Origin of the sequence: Stenotrophomonas sp. SAU14A_NAIMI4_5, assembly GCF_003086795.1 — a bacterium.
Taxonomy (GTDB): Bacteria; Pseudomonadota; Gammaproteobacteria; order Xanthomonadales; family Xanthomonadaceae; genus Stenotrophomonas.
The window spans coordinates 1,910,808-1,929,038 of the sequence record NZ_CP026003.1; the positions used below are offsets into that span (position 1 = coordinate 1,910,808).

16 protein-coding genes are annotated in these 18,231 nt (G+C 68.8%); 13 read left to right on the forward strand and 3 right to left on the reverse strand.

Features of this window, described 5'->3' with window-relative positions; translation table 11 throughout:
* Positions 1 to 14: 14 nt before the first annotated feature.
* The 11 genes from C1925_RS09090 (at position 15) to pcaC (ending at position 10,303) form a co-directional block, all read left to right on the forward strand.
* Positions 15 to 1,328, forward strand: a complete 1,314-nt coding sequence (locus tag C1925_RS09090) for a carbohydrate porin (protein WP_108768593.1) — start codon at positions 15 to 17, stop codon at positions 1,326 to 1,328.
* 35 nt (positions 1,329 to 1,363) lie between these two features.
* Positions 1,364 to 2,215 carry a type I 3-dehydroquinate dehydratase gene (aroD, locus tag C1925_RS09095; protein ID WP_254051413.1) on the forward strand — a complete coding sequence of 284 codons (852 nt, stop codon included), beginning with the start codon at positions 1,364 to 1,366 and terminating at the stop codon, positions 2,213 to 2,215.
* A 53-nt stretch (positions 2,216 to 2,268) separates the two neighbouring features.
* A complete protein-coding gene (locus tag C1925_RS09100; protein ID WP_164073143.1) occupies positions 2,269 to 3,588 on the forward strand; it encodes an MFS transporter in 1,320 nt (439 codons plus the stop codon).
* A 171-nt stretch (positions 3,589 to 3,759) separates the two neighbouring features.
* Positions 3,760 to 4,440, forward strand: coding sequence for a 3-oxoacid CoA-transferase subunit A (locus C1925_RS09105; protein WP_079221588.1), 681 nt, complete (start codon positions 3,760 to 3,762; stop codon positions 4,438 to 4,440).
* Positions 4,437 to 5,084: a 3-oxoacid CoA-transferase subunit B gene (locus C1925_RS09110; protein WP_108768596.1), complete on the forward strand. Its 648-nt coding sequence runs from the start codon at positions 4,437 to 4,439 to the stop codon at positions 5,082 to 5,084. Before C1925_RS09105 ends, C1925_RS09110 begins: the two co-directional genes overlap by 4 nt.
* A 7-nt stretch (positions 5,085 to 5,091) precedes the next feature.
* Positions 5,092 to 6,300 carry a 3-oxoadipyl-CoA thiolase gene (pcaF, locus tag C1925_RS09115; protein WP_108770658.1) on the forward strand — a complete coding sequence of 403 codons (1,209 nt, stop codon included), beginning with the start codon at positions 5,092 to 5,094 and terminating at the stop codon, positions 6,298 to 6,300.
* A gap of 69 nt (positions 6,301 to 6,369) precedes the next feature.
* On the forward strand, positions 6,370 to 7,080 hold the full coding sequence (gene pcaH, locus C1925_RS09120; protein ID WP_079221590.1) for a protocatechuate 3,4-dioxygenase subunit beta: 711 nt from the start codon (positions 6,370 to 6,372) through the stop codon (positions 7,078 to 7,080).
* A 4-nt stretch (positions 7,081 to 7,084) separates the two neighbouring features.
* On the forward strand, positions 7,085 to 7,648 hold the full coding sequence (pcaG, locus tag C1925_RS09125; protein WP_108768597.1) for a protocatechuate 3,4-dioxygenase subunit alpha: 564 nt from the start codon (positions 7,085 to 7,087) through the stop codon (positions 7,646 to 7,648).
* Between the two features lie 90 nt (positions 7,649 to 7,738).
* On the forward strand, positions 7,739 to 9,082 hold the full coding sequence (locus C1925_RS09130) for a 3-carboxy-cis,cis-muconate cycloisomerase (RefSeq protein ID WP_108768598.1): 1,344 nt from the start codon (positions 7,739 to 7,741) through the stop codon (positions 9,080 to 9,082).
* 26 nt (positions 9,083 to 9,108) lie between these two features.
* Positions 9,109 to 9,894: a 3-oxoadipate enol-lactonase gene (pcaD, locus tag C1925_RS09135; protein WP_108768599.1), complete on the forward strand. Its 786-nt coding sequence runs from the start codon at positions 9,109 to 9,111 to the stop codon at positions 9,892 to 9,894.
* Positions 9,895 to 9,916: 22 nt separating this feature from the next.
* On the forward strand, positions 9,917 to 10,303 hold the full coding sequence (gene pcaC / locus C1925_RS09140; RefSeq protein ID WP_108768600.1) for a 4-carboxymuconolactone decarboxylase: 387 nt from the start codon (positions 9,917 to 9,919) through the stop codon (positions 10,301 to 10,303).
* Positions 10,304 to 10,381: 78 nt separating this feature from the next.
* Here pcaC and C1925_RS09145 read toward each other — a convergent pair whose 3' ends face one another.
* Together C1925_RS09145 and C1925_RS09150 are read right to left on the reverse strand one after the other, a co-directional pair.
* Positions 10,382 to 11,236: an IclR family transcriptional regulator C-terminal domain-containing protein gene (locus tag C1925_RS09145; protein WP_108768601.1), complete on the reverse strand. Its 855-nt coding sequence runs from the start codon at positions 11,234 to 11,236 to the stop codon at positions 10,382 to 10,384.
* Positions 11,237 to 11,337: 101 nt separating this feature from the next.
* Complete coding sequence (locus C1925_RS09150) at positions 11,338 to 13,761, reverse strand: membrane-bound PQQ-dependent dehydrogenase, glucose/quinate/shikimate family (protein ID WP_108768602.1); 2,424 nt, start codon at positions 13,759 to 13,761, stop codon at positions 11,338 to 11,340.
* Between the two features lie 297 nt (positions 13,762 to 14,058).
* On the opposite strand from C1925_RS09150, the gene C1925_RS09155 reads away from it, so the two are divergent.
* A complete protein-coding gene (locus tag C1925_RS09155) occupies positions 14,059 to 14,598 on the forward strand; it encodes an adenine phosphoribosyltransferase (protein ID WP_108768603.1) in 540 nt (179 codons plus the stop codon).
* A 78-nt stretch (positions 14,599 to 14,676) separates the two neighbouring features.
* On the opposite strand, the gene dbpA is transcribed toward C1925_RS09155, so the two are convergent.
* Complete coding sequence (gene dbpA, locus C1925_RS09160) at positions 14,677 to 16,053, reverse strand: ATP-dependent RNA helicase DbpA (protein ID WP_108768604.1); 1,377 nt, start codon at positions 16,051 to 16,053, stop codon at positions 14,677 to 14,679.
* 280 nt (positions 16,054 to 16,333) lie between these two features.
* On the opposite strand from dbpA, the gene C1925_RS09165 reads away from it, so the two are divergent.
* On the forward strand, positions 16,334 to 18,217 hold the full coding sequence (locus tag C1925_RS09165; protein ID WP_108770659.1) for an ATP-binding cassette domain-containing protein: 1,884 nt from the start codon (positions 16,334 to 16,336) through the stop codon (positions 18,215 to 18,217).
* Positions 18,218 to 18,231 lie beyond the last annotated feature (14 nt).

Sequence of the window (18,231 nt, forward strand, 5' to 3'; positions counted from 1 at the left end):
ACGAGACCGCGATCATGAATCCTGCGAAATCCCCGTCACTGGGCCTGTCACTGGGCCTGTCCCTGGGCATCCTGGCCACCGCGCTGCTGCCGGCCCTGGCCTGCGCGCAGTCCAGCAACCGCTATGAAGGCAAGACGCTCACCGGCGATTGGGGCGGCACCCGCACCGACCTGTTCGAGCGTGGCATCGCCTTCCGCGGCGATTACGTGGGCGAGGCCATGGGCGTGGTCGATGGCGGCTACGGCGAGACCGGCGCGCGCTATGCACAGCAGGTGCGCGTGGGCATGGACCTGGACATGGGCAAGCTGGCCGGCTGGGACGGCGGTGCGTTCCACTTCACCCTCAACGACCGTCGCGGCCGCAGCACCTCGGTGGACTTCGTCGGCAACCGCTTCCCGATCCAGGAAGCGTACGGCGGCCAGTACACGCGCCTGACCGAACTGAGCTACGACCAGACCTTCAACGCAGGCCAGTCGTACTACAAGCTGGGCTACTACGCGATGGGCAACCAGTTCGGCCTGCACAGCCTGCTGACCCACTTCGTCAACGCCGCCTTCTGCGCGCACCCGCTGGCGATGTCCGGCAACAGCGGCTGGTACAACTACCCGATGGCGCGCTGGGGCGGTGAGTTCGCGCAGCAGATCAGCCCGGCGGTGAACGTGCGCACCGGTTGGTTCCAGGTCAATCCGAACCTGGGTGGCAACATCGAGCGCAATGCGTTCCGTCCGTTCGTCTCGGGCACCACCGGTTCGCTGTTCCCGGTGGAAGTGACCTGGACTCCAGCCAAGGGCAGTCGCTACGCCGGCGTGTATAAGTTCGGTGGTTACTACGACACCTCGCGCGTGGACAAGCGCGGCCTGGACACCTCGCCGACCACCGGCCGCCACGGCGCCTACGTGCTGGCCGAGCAGCGCCTGACCCAGGAATCAGCCGACCCGAGCCGCGGCCTCACCGCCTTCGCGCAGTACATGGTGTCCGACACCGATACCGCGCAGATCAAGCGCTGGTACGCGCTGGGTGGCGTCTACCAGGGCATCGGCTCGCGCGCGCAGGACAGCATCGCGCTGGGCTACGTCGGCGCCGACATCAATGACCGCCTGGTCGATGCACGCCGGGCCACGCTGATGAGCGGTGGCGTGCCCACGGATTCGCCGCTGTACAACCTCAGCCAGGCCGAGGAGCTGTTCGAACTGTCCTACAGCTTCCAGGTGAACCCGTGGCTGATGATCCGCCCGGACGTGCAGTACATCGTCAACCCGGGCACGTTCAATTACAGCGGTACCGACAACGCCTGGGCCGTCGGTGTCCAGGCCAAGGTGACCTTCTGATGGCCGCGCGCTCCTTCCACGCTCTGGTGACTGTCATGAAATTCCCGTTCGCTTCCGTTGTCCTCGCCGGTGCGCTCAGCGCCTCCCCCCTGCTGGCCCTGGCCGCACCGCCGCCGGCGGTGCTGCAGGTCAGCGAGCTGCGCATCGGCGAGGGCAGCCCCCGCACCATCGTGCCGATCACCGGTGCCACCGCTGAAGTCGCGCTGCAGCAGGCCGCCGCGATTGCTGCCAGCAAGTCCACCGACATCGCCGAGTGGCGCATCGACTACCTGGACATCGCCACCGACGGCAAGGCACTGGTCGCGCTGGGCAAGCGCATCCAGGCCACGCTGGGCGGCAAGCCGGTCATCGTCACCTTCCGCACCAAGGCCGAAGGCGGCGCCAAGCCGATCAGCGATGCCGACTACGGTGCGCTGTACGCCACGCTGCTGCGCGGCGGCGTCGCCCAGCTGATCGACGTGGAGATGTTCCGCGACCCGAAGGTCGTGCAGTCGCTGGTGGCACAGGCGCACAAGGCCGGGGTCAAGGTGGTGATGTCCAACCATGACTTCCATGCCACGCCGCCGCGCGAGGAGATCGTCGCGCGCCTGCTGAAGCAGCAGGCACTGGGCGCCGACGTGCTGAAGATCGCGGTGATGCCGCGTGATGCCGGCGACGTGCTGGCCCTGCTCGATGCCACCTGGCAGGTGCGCCAGCAGAGCGACAAGCCGCTGCTGACCATGTCGATGGGCGGCACCGGCGTGGTTTCGCGCCTGGCCGGCGAAACCTTCGGCCAGGCCCTGACCTTCGGCATGATCGGCACCCCGTCGGCGCCGGGCCAGGTCGAGGTCGATCGCCTGCAGGACGTCCTGCAGGTCATCCATGCATCCAGCCAGGCCGGTCACTGAGACCTTCCCCGCCGGACGTTCCACCGCACCACGCTGTTGCAGGAAATCGCACCATGAGCCACGCCTCCGCCGCTGCACCGCCGCTTGTCCTTGAACGGATGAGTCCCTTCCAGTGGACCGCCATCGCCATCTGCGTGCTGTTGAACATGCTCGATGGCTTCGATGTGATGGTCATGGCCTTCACCGCGCCGCACGTGTCGGCGGACTGGGAACTGTCGGGCAAGGTGCTGGGGCTGATGCTCAGTGCCGGCCTGGTCGGCATGGCGCTGGGTTCGTTCCTGCTGGCGCCGTTGGCGGACCGCTGGGGGCGGCGGCCGATGATCGTCTGCTGCCTGCTGATCCTCACCAGCGGCATGGCGCTGTCGGCGCTGGCCGCCAACGCCTGGCAGCTGGGCGCGCTGCGCGTCTACACCGGCATCGGCATCGGCGGCATGCTGGCCGGTGTCGGCGTGATCACCGCCGAGTACGCCAACGCCAAGTGGCGCAGCACGGCGGTCGCGCTGCAGGCCACCGGCTATCCGATCGGTGCCACCGCCGGCGGCCTGCTGGCGGCGTGGATGCTGGAACACTGGTCCTGGCACAGCGTGTTCCTGATCGGCGCAGGCGCGTCGCTGCTGTGCATTCCGCTGGTACTGAAGTGCCTGCCGGAATCGCTGGATTTCCTGGTCGCGCGTCGCCCGGCCAATGCGCTGCCGCGGCTGAACGCGCTGCTGTCGCGCATGCGCATGCCGGAACTGCAGGCGCTGCCGCCGGCACCGGTGCGCAATGGCCAGCGCCAGGGCTATGCGGCGCTGTTCGTGGGTGACCTGCGCCGCGTCGCGCTGCTGATCGCGCTGGCGTTCTTCCTGCACATGTTCGCCTTCTATTTCGTGCTGAGCTGGACGCCCAAGCTGCTGGTCTCGGCTGGCGTGTCGGCGCAGCAGGGCATCACCGGTGGCGTGCTGCTGAACCTGGGCGGCATCGTCGGCGGCAGCCTGTTCGGCTGGCTGGCCTCGCGCTGGTCGCTGTCGAAGCTGACCGCAGGCGCGCTGCTGCTGGCGATGGTGTCGATGCTGGGCTTTGCGGCGTTCAACACGCAGCTGGGCGTGGCCTTCCCGCTGGCCTTCGTGATCGGTGCGGCGCTGTTCGCGGCGATGGCCGGCCTGTACGCGGCGGCGCCGGTGGTGTTCGCCGCCGAAGTGCGCACCACTGGCTTGGGCTGGGCCATCGGCATCGGCCGCGTCGGCGCGATCCTCTCGCCGCTGACCGTGGGCGTGCTGGTCGATGGCCACTGGCAGCCGTCCGCGCTGTACGTGCTGTGCGCCTTGCCGCTGCTGCTGGCGGCGTGGGCGTGCCTCGGCCTGCGCGTCGGCGTCGGCCAGAACCGGCGTTGAACCGATGGGCGGCGCAGTTCACTCAATGTGCGATTATCGAATCAATGGTCCGAATATCGCATTGACCGGACGGGGCGCCGTGGCGACCATGTCCGGGTCGTGTTTTCCCTTCGCAGTGGCCCTGCAGCGTGGCGGCGATGACCGCCGGAAGGCAGGGCAAGGAGCAATGCAGTGATCGACAAGACCGTGGCCAGCGTGGAAGCAGCGGTGGCCGATATCCATGATGGCGCCACCGTGATGATCGGCGGCTTTGGTACCGCCGGCATGCCCGATGAGCTGATCGATGCGCTCATTGCACAGGGCGCGCGCGAACTGACCATCATCAACAACAACGCCGGCAACGGCGATACCGGCCTGGCTGCGCTGATCAAGCACAAGCGCGTGCGCCGCATCGTCTGCTCCTTCCCGCGCCAGGCCGATTCGCAGCACTTCGATGCGGCTTACCGTGCTGGCGAGATCGAACTGGAGCTGGTGCCGCAGGGCAACCTGGCCGCACGCATCCACGCCGCCGGTTCCGGCCTGGGCGCGATCTTCACCCCTACCGGCTACGGCACCGAGCTGGCGCAGGGCAAGGAAACGCGCGAGATCGATGGCCGCCACTACGTGCTCGAATACCCGCTGCATGCCGACTTCGCGCTGATCAAGGCCGACCGTGGCGACCGCTGGGGCAACCTGGTGTACCGCAAGACCGCGCGCAACTTCGGCCCGCTGATGGCGATGGCCGCACGCTGCGCCATCGTACAGGTGCGTGAAGTGGTGGCGCTGGGCGAACTGGACCCGGAGGCCGTGGTGACCCCGGGCATCTTCGTGCAGCGCGTGGTGCCGGTGGCCGCAGAAGGAGTGCAGGCATGAACAAGCTCAGCCGCGAACAGATGGCTGCGCGCGTGGCGCGCGATATTCCCGAAGGTGCCTACGTCAACCTGGGCATCGGCCTGCCGACCACGGTGGCCAACTTCCTGCCGGCCGACAAGGAGATCTTCCTGCAGTCGGAAAACGGCCTGCTCGGCATGGGCCCGGCGCCGGCCCCCGGGCAGGAAGATCCGGACCTGATCAACGCCGGCAAGCAGCCGGTCACCCTGCTCACCGGTGGCTGTTATTTCCACCATGCCGATTCGTTCGCGATGATGCGCGGCGGCCACCTCGACATCTGCGTGCTCGGTGCCTTCCAGGTGTCGGCACACGGTGATCTGGCCAACTGGAGCACCGGCGCGCCCGACGCGATTCCCGCCGTGGGCGGCGCGATGGATCTGGCCATCGGTGCCAAGCAGGTCTTCGTGATGATGGACCTGTTCACCAAGAAGGGTGAGAGCAAGCTGGTGGCCGAATGCAGCTACCCGCTGACCGGCCTGCGCTGCGTGTCGCGCGTGTATACCGATGTGGCGGTGTTCGACCTCGGCGCCGACGGCGCGACCGTGCTGGAGATGGTCGAGGGCATGGACATCGAACAACTGCGTGAACTGACCGGCCTGCCGCTGGCACTGGCCGAGGGAGCCTGAGATGAGCCTGCACGAAACCTATATCGTTGATGGCATCCGCACCCCGATCGGCCGTTACGGCGGCGCGCTGTCCGGCGTGCGCGCCGACGACCTCGGCGCGATTCCGCTGAAGGCGCTGCTGGCGCACCACCCGCAGCTGGATCCGGCGCTGGTCGAGGATGTCTACCTGGGCTGTGCCAACCAGGCCGGCGAAGACAACCGCAACGTCGCCCGCATGAGCCTGCTGCTGGCCGGCCTGCCGGTGACGGTGCCGGGCAGCACGATCAATCGCCTGTGTGGTTCCGGCCTGGATGCGATCGGCACCGTGGCCCGTGGCATCGCCGCCGGCGAACTCGGCCTGGCCATTGCCGGTGGCGTTGAATCGATGTCGCGCGCGCCGTTCGTGATGGGCAAGGCGACTTCGCCGTTCGCACGCGACCAGCAGATCGAAGACACCACCATGGGCTGGCGCTTCATCAACCCGCGCCTGCGCGAACTGCACGGCGTGGAGACCATGGGCCAGACCGCCGAGAACGTGGCCGAGCGCTACGGCATCAGCCGCGAGGACCAGGATGCATTCGCCCTGCGCAGCCAGCAGCGCACCGCCGCCGCGCAGGCGCGCGGTTTCTTCGACGGCGAGATCGTGGCGGTGGACGTGCCAGGCCGCAAGCGCGGCGAGACCGTGACCGTCGACCGCGATGAACATCCGCGCGGCGATACCACCGCCGAGGCGCTTGCCAAGCTGAAGCCGCTGTTCCGCCAGCCGGGCACGGTCACCGCGGGCAACGCCTCGGGCATCAACGACGGTGCCGCCGCATTGCTGCTCGCTTCGGGCGAGCAGGTGAAGGCGCTGGGGCTGACCCCGCGCGCGCGCATCCTCGGCTTTGCCGGCGCCGGCGTCGAGCCGGCGATCATGGGCATGGGCCCGGTGCCGGCCAGCCAGAAGCTGATGGCGCGGCTGGGCCTGACCATCACCGATTTCGATGCCATCGAACTGAATGAAGCGTTCGCCTCGCAGGGCCTGGCCTGCATGCGCCAGCTCGGCCTGGCCGACGATGCCGCGCACGTGAACCCCAACGGCGGCGCCATCGCCCTGGGCCACCCGCTGGGCATGAGTGGCGCGCGCCTGGCGCTGACCCTGCTGCGCCAGCTGGAGGCCAGTGGCGGCCGCCGCGGCCTGGCGACGATGTGCATCGGCGTGGGGCAGGGCGTGGCGCTGGCCATCGAGCGCGTGTAAGCCTTCCCCCGTATCCATGATCTGCAAGACAGCCGCGGCCTTCGGGCCGCTCGCCAACAGGAGTACGCCATGAGCGATCCCACCGAACTGCGCGGCTACCGCAAGCCGTACCCCGGCAGCCAGCCGCCGCGCATCCATCTGCCGTATGCCTCCACCGCGCTGCGTGGCCCGGGTACCGACCCGATCGCCATCCCGGTGACGCTCTCGGAAGTGACCGGCCCGAGCATCAACCGCATCACCCTGGGTGAGCATGCCGCAGACCTGACCGCCGGTTTCCCCGGCCAGCCGCAGGGCGAGCGCATCATCGTCAGCGGCCGCGTGCTGGACGAGAACGGCCGCCCGGTGCGCAACACCGTGGTCGAGGTCTGGCAGTGCAACGCCGCCGGCCGCTACCTGCACAAGGGCGACCAGCACGATGCGCCGCTGGACCCGAACTTCAAGGGCACCGGCCAGGTGCTGACCGACAGCGAAGGCCGCTACCGGTTCACCACCATCAAGCCGGGCGCGTACCCGTGGCGCAACCACTACAACGCCTGGCGCCCGGCGCACATCCATTTCTCGCTGCATGGCGATGGCATCGGCCAGCGCCTGGTCACGCAGATGTACTTCCCCAACGACCCGCTGCTGGCGTTCGACCCGATCTATAACTGCGTGGACGACGCCAAGGCGCGCGAGCGCATGGTGTCCTCGTTCGACTGGGAAAACACCGCCAACGAATTCGCGCTCGGCTACCGCTTCGACATCGTGCTGCGCGGTCGCAAGATGACCGTCTGGGAGTAAGACCATGAGTTTCCAATCCACTCCGTGGCAGACCGTGGGCCCGTACTACCGCCTGGGCCTGGAACCGCTGTACCGCACCGAGATCGCCCCGGCCACCGCGCAGGGCGAGCGCATCGAAGTGCAGGGCCAGGTATTCGATGGCAATGGCACGCCGGTGTCCGATGCCGTGCTGGAAATCTGGCAGGCCGACGCGCAGGGCATCTACGCCCATGGCGAAGACCCGCGCCGTGATGACCACGATCCGGCCTTCGATGGCTGGGGCCGTGTGCCCACCGACGACCAGGGCCGCTTCGCCTTCACCACCGTCAAGCCGGGCCGCGTGCCGGGCCTGCGTGGCGAGCCGCAGGCACCGCACCTGGTGGTGCTGGTATTCATGCGCGGCCTGCTGCAGGCCACCCGTGGCCGCATCTACTTCAGTGATGAAGCCGGCAACGGCGAGGATGGCATCCTCGCGCTGGTGCCCGCCGAGCGCCGCCACACCCTGGTCGCACAGGCGCAGGGCAAGGGCCTGTACCACTGGAACGTGCGCATGCAGGGCCCGGACGAGACCGTGTTCTTCGCTTACTGATCGCGGCGCGGCCAACGCGCCTTCCGGCCACTCCACGCCCGCGTGCAGCGGGCGCGGGTAAGCTGTGGCCACCCAGGATGGACTGCACCGATGAGCCACTCCCCAACGCTGCTGGGCGGTCTGTTCGGCGACCCCGCCGTCGACGCCGTGTTCAGTGATGAAGCACGCCTGCAGGCGATGCTGGATGTCGAACGCGCCCTGGCGCGCGCGCAGGTGCAGTGCGGGGTGATCCCCGCCGCTGCGCTGGCCCCGATCGAAGCGGCGTGCAGCGCCGATCTGTATGCGATTCCCGCGTTGTCGGCGGCGACCGCACTGGCTGGGAATCCGGCCATTCCACTGGTCAAGGCACTCACCGCACAGGTCAAAGCGAGCGACGCCGAAGCTGCGCGCTGGGTGCACTGGGGCGCGACCAGTCAGGACATCATCGACAGCGGCGCGATGCTGCAGCTGCGCGCGGCGGTCAGCCACGTGCAGGCGCGCCTGCAACTGCTGTGTACCGCGCTGGCGCGGCTGGCCGAGGCCGAGCGCGGCACCGGCCTGCCCGGGCGCACGCTGCTGCAGCAGGCGGTGCCGGTCACCTTCGGCCTGAAGGCCGCCGGTTGGCTCGATGCGCTGCAGCGCAGCCAGCGGCGCCTCGATGCGCTGGCCGAAGACACCCTGGTCCTGCAGTTCGGCGGTGCCGCCGGTACGCTGGCCTCGCTGCAGACGCGCGGGCTGGACGTGGCCGAAGCCCTGGCCGCCGAGCTGCAGCTGCCGTTGCCGGCGCTGCCCTGGCACACCGCGCGTGACCGCATCGCCGAGTTCGGCAGCGTGTTCGCGCTGCTGACAGGCAGCCTGGGCAAGATCGCCACCGACATCGTGCTGCTGATGCAGTCCGAGGTGGCGGAAGCGTTCGAGCCGGCGGGCGAGGGCAAGGGCGGTTCCTCGGCGATGCCGCACAAGCGCAACCCGGTCGGCTGCGTGGCCGCCATTGCCGCGGCCACGCGCGTGCCTGGCCTGCTGTCGACGCTGTTCGCTGCCATGCCGCAGCCGCACGAGCGCGCGGCCGGGCAGTGGCATGCCGAGTGGGACACGGTGCCGGAGATCGTGCGCCTGTGCGCCGGCAGCCTGGCCCAGGTGACCGTGGTGGTGCAGGGCCTGCAGCTGGACCGCGAGCGCATGCGCCACCATCTGGACAGCCATGGTGGCCTGCTCTATGCCGAAGCCTTGGCGGTCACCCTGGGCGAGCGCATCGGCAAGCCGGCCGCGCATGCGCTGGTGGAACAGGCGGCCAAGCAGGCACTGGCGCAGTCGCTGCATCTGCGCGAGGTGCTGGCGCAGACGCCGGAGGTCACCGCGCAGCTTTCGCCCGCACAACTGGATGCCCTGTTCGCCGCCGACAGCTGGCGCGGCATGGCCGATACCTGGATCGACCGCGTGCTCGCGCGCGGCTAATCCCTACGTTCAACGCTGGAGCCCCCATGCCCTTCCTCGACCTTCCGCAGCATCGCCTGCATTACCAGACCGAAGGCCGCGCCGATGGCCCGTGGCTGACCTTCTGCAACTCGCTCGGTACCGACCTGGGCATGTGGCAGCCGCAGGTGGATGCGCTGGCCTCGCAGTACCGCATCCTGCGCTATGACCGTCGCGGCCATGGCCATTCCAGTGCGCCGCCGGGCCTGTACACCGTGGCCGAGCTGGGCGCCGACGTGCTGGCCCTGTGGGATCACCTCGGCATCGAGCGCAGCCACTTCTGCGGCCTGTCAATCGGCGGCCTGACCGGGCAGTGGCTGGGCGTGCATGCCGGCAGCCGCCTGCGTACGCTCACCGTGGCCGCCACCGCAGCGAAGATCGGCACGCTGGACGGCTGGCAGGCGCGCATCGCCCAGGTCCAGCACGATGGCCTGCTGCCGCTGGTGGATGGCACCCGTGAGCGCTGGTTCACCGCCGGCTTCGCACAGACCCATGCCAGCCAGGTGGAAGACATCCTGCAGCGCTTCCTGGCCACCAGCGTCGAAGGCTACGCCGGTTGTTGCAACGCGGTGGGCACGGCCGACTTCCGTGATGTGCTGGGCCGGATCGGCGTGCCGCTGCTGGCCATTGCCGGTGATGACGATCCGGTCTGCGTGCCGGCCGAGCTGCAGGCGATCGCCGAGGGCGTGGCGCAGGGGCGTTATGCCGCTGTAGCAGGCCGCCACATCTGCAACCTGGAATCGCCGCAGGCGTTCACTGACGCACTGGCCGCGCATCTTTCCGCGCCGCACTGAATCACTCAACAGGATGACGACGATGGACGAACAGGAACGCTACGAAGCCGGCCTTGCGGTGCGCCGCCAGGTGCTGGGCGAGGCGCATGTCGACCGCTCGCTGCAGGCGCGCACGGAATTCACGACTGAATTCCAGGATTTCATCACCCGCACGGCATGGGGCACGGTGTGGACCCGCGAGGGACTGCCGCGGCACACGCGCTCGCTGCTGACCATCGTGATGATGGTGGCGCTGGGCCATGACGAGGAATTCAAGCTGCACATCCGCGCCGCCCGCAACAACGGGGTGACGCCGGAGGAGATCAAGGAAGTGCTGCTGCAGGCGGCGATCTACTGCGGCGTGCCGGCGGCCAATCACGCGTTCGCGCTGGCCAAGCCGATCCTGGAAGAGCAGGCTTCGGAGCGCTGATACGGAATCCGCCGGGCATGGCCCGGCGCTACCACCGCGCGGCCCCGGTAGCGCCGGGCCGTGCCCGGCGGCTTTGCGTCAATTCAACAACATGCCCAAGCGCTGCGCCGCCTCGCGCAGGCGCGGCAGCAGCTGGGTCTGCATCACGCCCAGGCCGATGCGGCCCGCCTGGGTGCCGATGTTCAGCGCGGCCACCACCTCGCCGCTGCGCGAATGCACCGGCACGGCGATCGAGCGCAGGCCGATCTCCAGTTCCTGGTCGACCAGCGAGACGCCTTCGCGGCGCACCTTTTCCAGCAGGTCGAGGAAATCGTCCATGCGGGTGACCGTGCGTTCGGTGCGCGGCCGCAGCGGATTGCGTTCCAGATAGCCTTCCAGCGTGTCGCGCGGCAGCGCCGACAGCAGCACGCGGCCCATCGAGGTGCAGTACGCCGGCAGGCGGCTGCCCGCCCGCAGGCCGATCGACATGATGCGCACGGTTTCCGCGCGCGCCACGTACAGTATGTCATCGCCGTCGAGCACGCCCAGCGAGCAGGATTCGTGCACGTCATCGCGCAGGGCATCCAGCACCGGTTGCGCCGCCGCCGTCATCGACGACGAGGCGACATAGGCGCCGCCCATGCCCAGCACGCGCGGCAGCAGCACGAAGCCACGGCCCTGTTCGCCGACGTAACCCAACTTTTCCAGCGTGTACAGCACGCGCCGTACCGCTGCGCGCGAGATGCCCGTATCGGTGCTGATCTGCGACATCGTCACTTCGCGCGGGTGCTGCGAGAACACGCTCAGTACAGCCAGGCCGCGGCCGAGCGAGGTCATGAAATCCGGGTCGCCCTGGTTGTCCTGGATCTGCTGCATCAGCTCATGGGCCAGGCCACGATCCTGCGGTGGCGCAGGCGGGCGCTTGGGGCGGCGGCTGGGAGGAACGGCAGGCATGGCAGCAGCTTTCATCAGGTTCGACCTTGCATGGTAAGCGCTGGAACCGGCAACCGGTACCCACGCGGCGCAGCCATGCAGGCTGCACCGCGTGGCACGGCTTACTTGCGCTCGGGCAGCGCGTAGGCGATCACGTAGTCGCCACGGTCCGGCGACTGGCGTGCGCCACCGGCGGAAATCACCACGTACTGGCGACCGGTTTTCGGCGAGACGTAGGTCATCGGCGTGCCCTGGCTGCCGACCGGCATGCGGGCCTTCCACACTTCCTCACCGGTGCGGCTGTCGTAGGCGCGCAGGTAGTAGTCCTGCGTACCGGCGAAGAACAGCAGGCCCGACTGCGTGGACAGCGAACCGCCCAGGGTCGGCATGCCGATCGGAATCGGCAGGCCCATCTTGATGCCCATCGGGCCGGTGTCCTTCACCGTGCCCACCGGCACCTGCCAGACCAGCTGGCGGGTGGCCAGGTTGATCGCCGACATCGTGCCGAACGGCGGCTTCTGGCAGGGGATGCCCAGCTTGGACAGGAAGCGGTCGCGCAGCGAGCCGTACGGCGTACCGGTCTGCGAGGCCGCACCCATTTCAACGCCACCGGCGCCGCTGGTCATCTGCGCACGCGGGATCAGCTTGGTCCACAGGCCCAGGCGCATGTCATTGACGAACAGGTAGCCGGTGGTCGGGTCGACCGAGGCGCTGCCCCAGTTCATGCCACCCAACGAACCCGGCCACTGCAGCGCGAGGTCTTCGCCCGGCGGCGTGTACATGCCGTCGTAGCGGAACTGCTTGAACTGGATGCGGCACAGCATCTGGTCGATCGGGGTCGCACCCCACATGTCCGACTCGGTCAGCGTCTGCGCGCCGATCTGCGGCAGGCCCACCGACAGCGGCTGGGTCGCGGCATAGCGTTCGCCTTCGGCATTGCCCTGCGGCGCCGGGATGTTGCGCACTTCGCTGATCGGCACGCCGGTCTGGCGGTTGAGCATGAAGATCTGCCCGGCCTTGGTGATCTGCAGCAGGGCCGGCAGGGTGCCGCCCTTGCCGTCGGGCACGTCGGTCAGGGTCGGCTGCGCCGGCAGATCGTAATCCCACAGATCGTGGTGCACGGTCTGGTAGACCCAGCGCTCCTTGCCGGTGGCGACGTCCAGCGCGACCACGGCCGAGCTGTACTTGTCATCCTGCGGGGTGCGCTCGCCGGCCCACTGGTCCGGCGTGGTGTTGCCGGTGGGCAGGTAGACCAGGCCCAGCTGCGGGTCGTAGGCCATCGAGGTCCACACGTTCGGCGTGGCGCGCGTGTAGTGGATCGACGGATCCAGCGGCACATCCGGGGTTTCCTTCGACAGGTCCCAGACCCAGGCCAGCGCGCCGGTACGCACGTTGTAGGCACGCACCACGCCGGACGGTTCACCCACTTCGATGTTGTCGGCCACACGGCCGCCGACCACGATCAGATCACCGGCCACCAGCGGTGCGGCAGTAAGGGTGTAGAAGCCGGGCTTGATCTCGCCCATGCCGGTCTTCAGATCGACCACGCCGTTGCTGCCGAAGTCCGGGCACAGCGCGCCGGTCTTCGCATCCAGCGCGAACAGGCGCGCATCGATGGAGGTCATCAGGATGCGCTTTTCGCACAGGGCCGGGCCGGCGCTGGCGGTCTCGGTGGCCGGCTGCGGCGCGGGTGCCGGTGCAGCCGTCGTTGCGGCTGCCGGTGCAGTGGTCGCATCGAAGTAGCCCAGGCCACGGCAACGCTGCCAGTTCGGCGCGGTGGCCTTGGGATCGAAGGCCCAGCGCTGCTTGCCGGAGTCGGCGTCGATGGCGATCACCTGGTTGTGCGGGGTGCACAGGTACAGGGTGTCGCCGATCTGCAGCGGGGTGTTCTGGTCCTCGGCACCGAAGCCGTTGCTTTCCGGCACGTCGCCGGTGTGCGCGGTCCAGGCGACCTGCAGTTCCTTCACGTTGGCCGGGGTGATCTGGTCCAGCGCGGCGAAGCGGGTGCCGGCGGTGGTGTTGCCCCAGTGCATCCAGTCGCGCTGCTCAGCGCCCTTGGCCACCGGCACCACCGGCGGCGTCGTGCCCTGTGCGGTCTGCACCGGACGCGGCTGGAAGGCGGAGAAGGCCGTGCCCAGCAGGCCGACCAGCAGCACCGCGGCCACGCCGTAGGCGCCACGGCCGGCGACCTGGCCGCGGCTGCGGCGCAGTACCGGCCAGGCCAGTGCGACCAGCAGGGCCAGCACGGCCGGCATCACCAAGCGCGAGACCAGCGGCCAGAACTCCCAGCCTGCATCCACCAGCGCCCACACCAGCGTGGCCACGAAGGCCAGGCCGTACAGCAGCGCACCGTTCGGCCGGCGCATCACCAGCAGTACGCCGGCCACGGCCGAAACCGCACCCATCAGCAGGAAATACCAACTGCCCCCCAGCATTACCAGGCGAACACCACCGACCAGCAGAGCCAGGCCGAACAGAGTCACCAGGATGCCGAGCAGGACCACCAGCACACGGCACAGGGCCGGAACTTTCGTCGTCTCGTCCACGTTGCATGAACCTCATTGCGAAAAACCCGCGCGGAGGCGGGAAAGCCCCGCGCGCGCCAAGCGTGGCGGGGGCCGTCGGCATCCCGGGCGGCTGCGGGCCATGGCGGCGGGCAGGCGTCTGCCTGCTTATGACGCAGGCGGGGTGAATGGCCGGTTAGGGCGATTATCGCACGTTTGTGCGATTTTGGCGTGATGCTGCGGGGCCATGGGTGGAACGCAGCGGCGCGGTGGTGCCGGGAACGGGCAGCGCCGGGGCGAACCGGTTACCCTATGCCGCCATACAAGCTGGTAGCTGCAATGACCGACGCCACCGTGGCCGTCCCCGCCTGGGCCTCGCGCCTGCGCGATATCGCCGATTTCCCGAAGCCCGGCATCCTGTTCAAGGACATCATGCCGCTGCTCGCCCACGGCGAAGACTTCCGCGGCGCGATCACGGCCATGGCCGACCGCTGGCGCGGGCAGCAGCTGGACGCCATCGTCGGCATCGAATCGCGTGGTTTCATCCTGGGCGCCGCCATGGCGCTGGAACTGGGCGTGGGCTTCGTGCCGGTGCGCAAGCCGGGCAAGCTGCCGGGCAAGGTGCTGCGCGAGGAATACACCCTGGAATACCGCAGCGACTGCATCGAAGTGCACGCCGACGCGCTGCCGGCCGGCGCGCGCGTGGCCATCATCGATGACGTGCTGGCCACCGGCGGCACCCTGGGTGCCGCGCTGTCGCTGGTGCGCCGACTGGGTGTCGAAGTGGTCGGCGCCGGCGTGCTGGTCGAGCTGGACGGCCTGGGTGGCCGCGGCCGTTGGGAAGCGGATCTGCCGCTGCACACCGAACTGGTGTTCTGATTGCTTCGCCGGGCATGGCCCGGCGCTACCAACAGCCTGCAGGTAGCGCCGGGCCATGCCCGGCGGAGACCTTGACCGTCACATCATCCGCACGCGGAAGCGGCGGCCCTTGATCTTGCCGGCTTCCAGCTTCGCCACGGCCTTGTTGACCTGCTCACGGGCGATGGCCACGTAGGAGCGGGTCGGGAAGATCGCGATCTTGCCGATGTGCTTGCCCGACAGGCCGGCATCGCCGGTCAGCGCGCCGAGGATGTCGCCCGGGCGCAGCTTGTCGGTCTTGCCACCATCGATACGCAGGGTGCGCATGGCCGCCTGCGGCAGCTCGGCTGGGCGCGACGTCGCCAGCGGCGTCTTCTGCCAGTCCAGCGGCTGGCCCAGATGGGCTTCGACGGCCTCGGCGCGGCTCTTCTCGCGACCGGCCACCAGGCTGATCGCCAGGCCGCTGGCACCGGCGCGGCCGGTACGGCCCACGCGGTGCTGGTAGCTCTCCACGTCGGTGGGCAGCTCGTAGTTGATCACCGCCGCCAGCTCTTCCACGTCCAGCCCGCGCGCGGCCACGTCGCTGGCCACCAGCACGTTGCAGCTGCGGTTGGCCAGGCGGAGCAGCACTTCCTCGCGGTCGCGCTGCTCCATGTCGCCATGCAGGGCCAGCGCCGAGAAGCCAAACTGCTGCAGCGAGTTGGCGACCTCGTCCACGTCCTTGCGGGTGTTGCAGAACACCACCGCCGATTCGGGCGTGTACTTCAGCAGCAGGCCGGCCAGCGCCTTCTGCCGGTGCGCCGGTTCCACTTCGCAGAACAGGTGGCGGATGGCCGGGGCCTGGTCGGCGCCTTCCACGGTCACTTCCAGCGCATCGCGCAGCAGGTCGCGGGCGATCTCGCGGATGCTGTCAGGGAAGGTGGCCGAGAACAGCAGGCTCTGCCGGTCCTTGTGGGTGCGGCCGGCAATCTCGCGGATCGGCTCTTCAAAGCCCATGTCCAGCATGCGGTCGGCTTCGTCCAGCACCAGGGTGCGCACCGCGCCCAGGTTCAGCGCGCGCTTGCGGGCCAGTTCCTGCACGCGGCCGGGAGTGCCGACCACCACGTGCGGATCGTGGCCTTCCAGCGAGGCCAGCTGCGGGCCCAGCGGCACGCCACCGACCAGCAGCAGCAGCTTCAGGTTGGGGATGCCGGTGGCCAGCTTGCGGATCTGCTTGGCGACCTGGTCGGCCAGTTCGCGGGTCGGGCACAGCACCAGCGCCTGCACGCGGATCAGGCTGGGATCGATGGCCTGCAGCAGGCCCAGGCCGAAGGCGGCGGTCTTGCCGCTGCCGGTCGGCGCCTGTGCGATCACATCGCGGCGATCGAGGATCGCCGGCAGGCTCTGCGCCTGGATCGGCGTAAGGGTGGTGTAGCCGAGGGCGTCCAGGCCGGGCTGCAGGGCCGGGCTCAGCGGCAGGGTCGAAAAGTCAGTCATGGCACATTGTACCTGCGTGCGGGGCCGGAGCCTGCTGCGGGCCCTTCATCCACGCATGGCGTGGATCTACCGGGCATCGCCATCGGTGGGTGCGGACCGCTGGTCCGCACGGATGGGTCCATCCACGCATGGCGTGGATTTACCGGGGGTGGGCCGCATCCACGCGTGGCGCGGATCCACCACGCGCGATCCAGTAGATCCACGCCATGCGTGGATGACGTTGACCTGGCGCTATTCGCTGCCGCCGCCCGGCGGGCCCGCCAACCCGTACAATAGCGGGATGCCTCTGATTACCCTACAGAACGTCGACTTCAGCGTCGGCGGCCCGTTGTTGCTGGAAAAGGCCGAACTGTCGATCGAGCCGGGCGAACGCATCGCCCTGATCGGCCGCAACGGCGCCGGCAAATCCACCCTGCTCAAGCTGCTGTCCGGCGACCACAAGCCCGATGATGGCGAAGTCCGCGTGCAGCAGGGCGTCCGCGTGACCCGCCTGGAGCAGGAAGTGCCGCATGGCGCTGCCGGCTCGGTGTTCGACGTCGTGGCCGATGGCTTGGGCGAACTGGGCCAGTGGCTGGCCGAATTCCACCACCTCAGCCACGCCGAGGTCTTCGACGGTGAAGCCCTGGGCAACGTCCAGGCCAAGATCGACGCCGCCAACGGCTGGGGCCTGGACCAGCGCGTCAGCGAAACCCTGACCAAGCTCGACCTGGACGGCGAGGCCGAGTTCGGCCGCCTGTCCGGCGGCATGAAGCGCCGCGTGCTGCTGGCCCGCGCGCTGGTGTCCAGCCCGGACGTGCTGCTGCTGGACGAACCGACCAACCACCTCGACATCGAGGCCATCGACTGGCTGGAAGCCTTCCTGAAGGGCTGGAGCGGCAGCGTGGTGTTCGTCACCCATGACCGCCGCTTCCTGCGCGCGCTGGCCACCCGCATCGTCGAGATCGACCGCGGCCAGGTCACCAGCTGGCCGGGCGACTGGGCCAACTACGAGCGCCGCCGCGAGGAGCGCCTGAACGCACAGGCGCAGGAAAACGCCCGCTTCGACAAGCTGCTGGCGCAGGAAGAAGTCTGGATCCGGCAGGGCATCAAGGCCCGCCGCACCCGCGACGAAGGCCGCGTGCGCCGCCTGAAGGCGATGCGCAACGAGCGTTCGCAGCGCCGCGAACTCAGCGGTAACGTCAAGATGGAAGCCGCGCAGGGCGTCAGCTCCGGCAAGAAGGTCATCGACGTCAAGGACATTTCGTTCGCCTTCGGCGAGCGCACCATGGTCCGCGACTTCACCACCACCATCCTGCGTGGCGACCGCATCGGTCTGATCGGCCCCAACGGCAGCGGCAAGACCACGCTGCTGAAGCTGCTGCTGGGCGAACTGCAGCCGCAGAAGGGGGAGGTCAACGCCGGCACCAACCTGCAGATCGCCTATTTCGACCAGTACCGTGCGGTACTGCGCGAAGACTGGAGCGCGATCGAGAACGTGGCCGAAGGCCGTGATTTCCTCGAGTTCAACGGCAAGCGCAAGCACGTGCATGCCTACCTGCAGGACTTCATGTTCACCCCCGAGCGTGCGCGCGCGCCGATCACCCGCCTGTCCGGTGGTGAGCGCAACCGCCTGCTGCTGGCCAAGCTGTTCGCGCAGCCGTCCAACCTGCTGGTGATGGACGAACCGACCAACGACCTCGACGTGGAAACCCTGGAGCTGCTGGAAGAGCTGCTGGGTGACTACACCGGCACGTTGCTGCTGGTCAGCCACGATCGTGACTTCATCGACAACGTGGTGACCTCCACGCTGGTGATGGAAGGCGACGGCGTGATCGGTGAGTACGTGGGTGGCTACACCGACTGGCAGCGCTATGCCGCCAGCGTGGCCGCGCCTGCGGCGGCGCCGGTGGTCAAGCCGGCTGCTGCTGCACCGGCCGCTGCTGCGGCGGCGGCCCCGGCCGCGCCCAAGCGCAAGCTGGCCTACAAGGAAGCGCGCGAGCTGGAACAGCTGCCCAAGACCATCGAGAAGCTGGAAGGCGACGTGGAAGGCCTGACCGCGGCGATGAACGACCCGTCGTTCTACACCCGCAGCAGCGCCGAAGTGACCGCGCATACCCAGCAACTGGCCAAGGTCCAGGCCGATCTGGATGCCGCGTACGCACGTTGGGAAGAGCTGGAAGGCTGATTGCGGGGGATTCG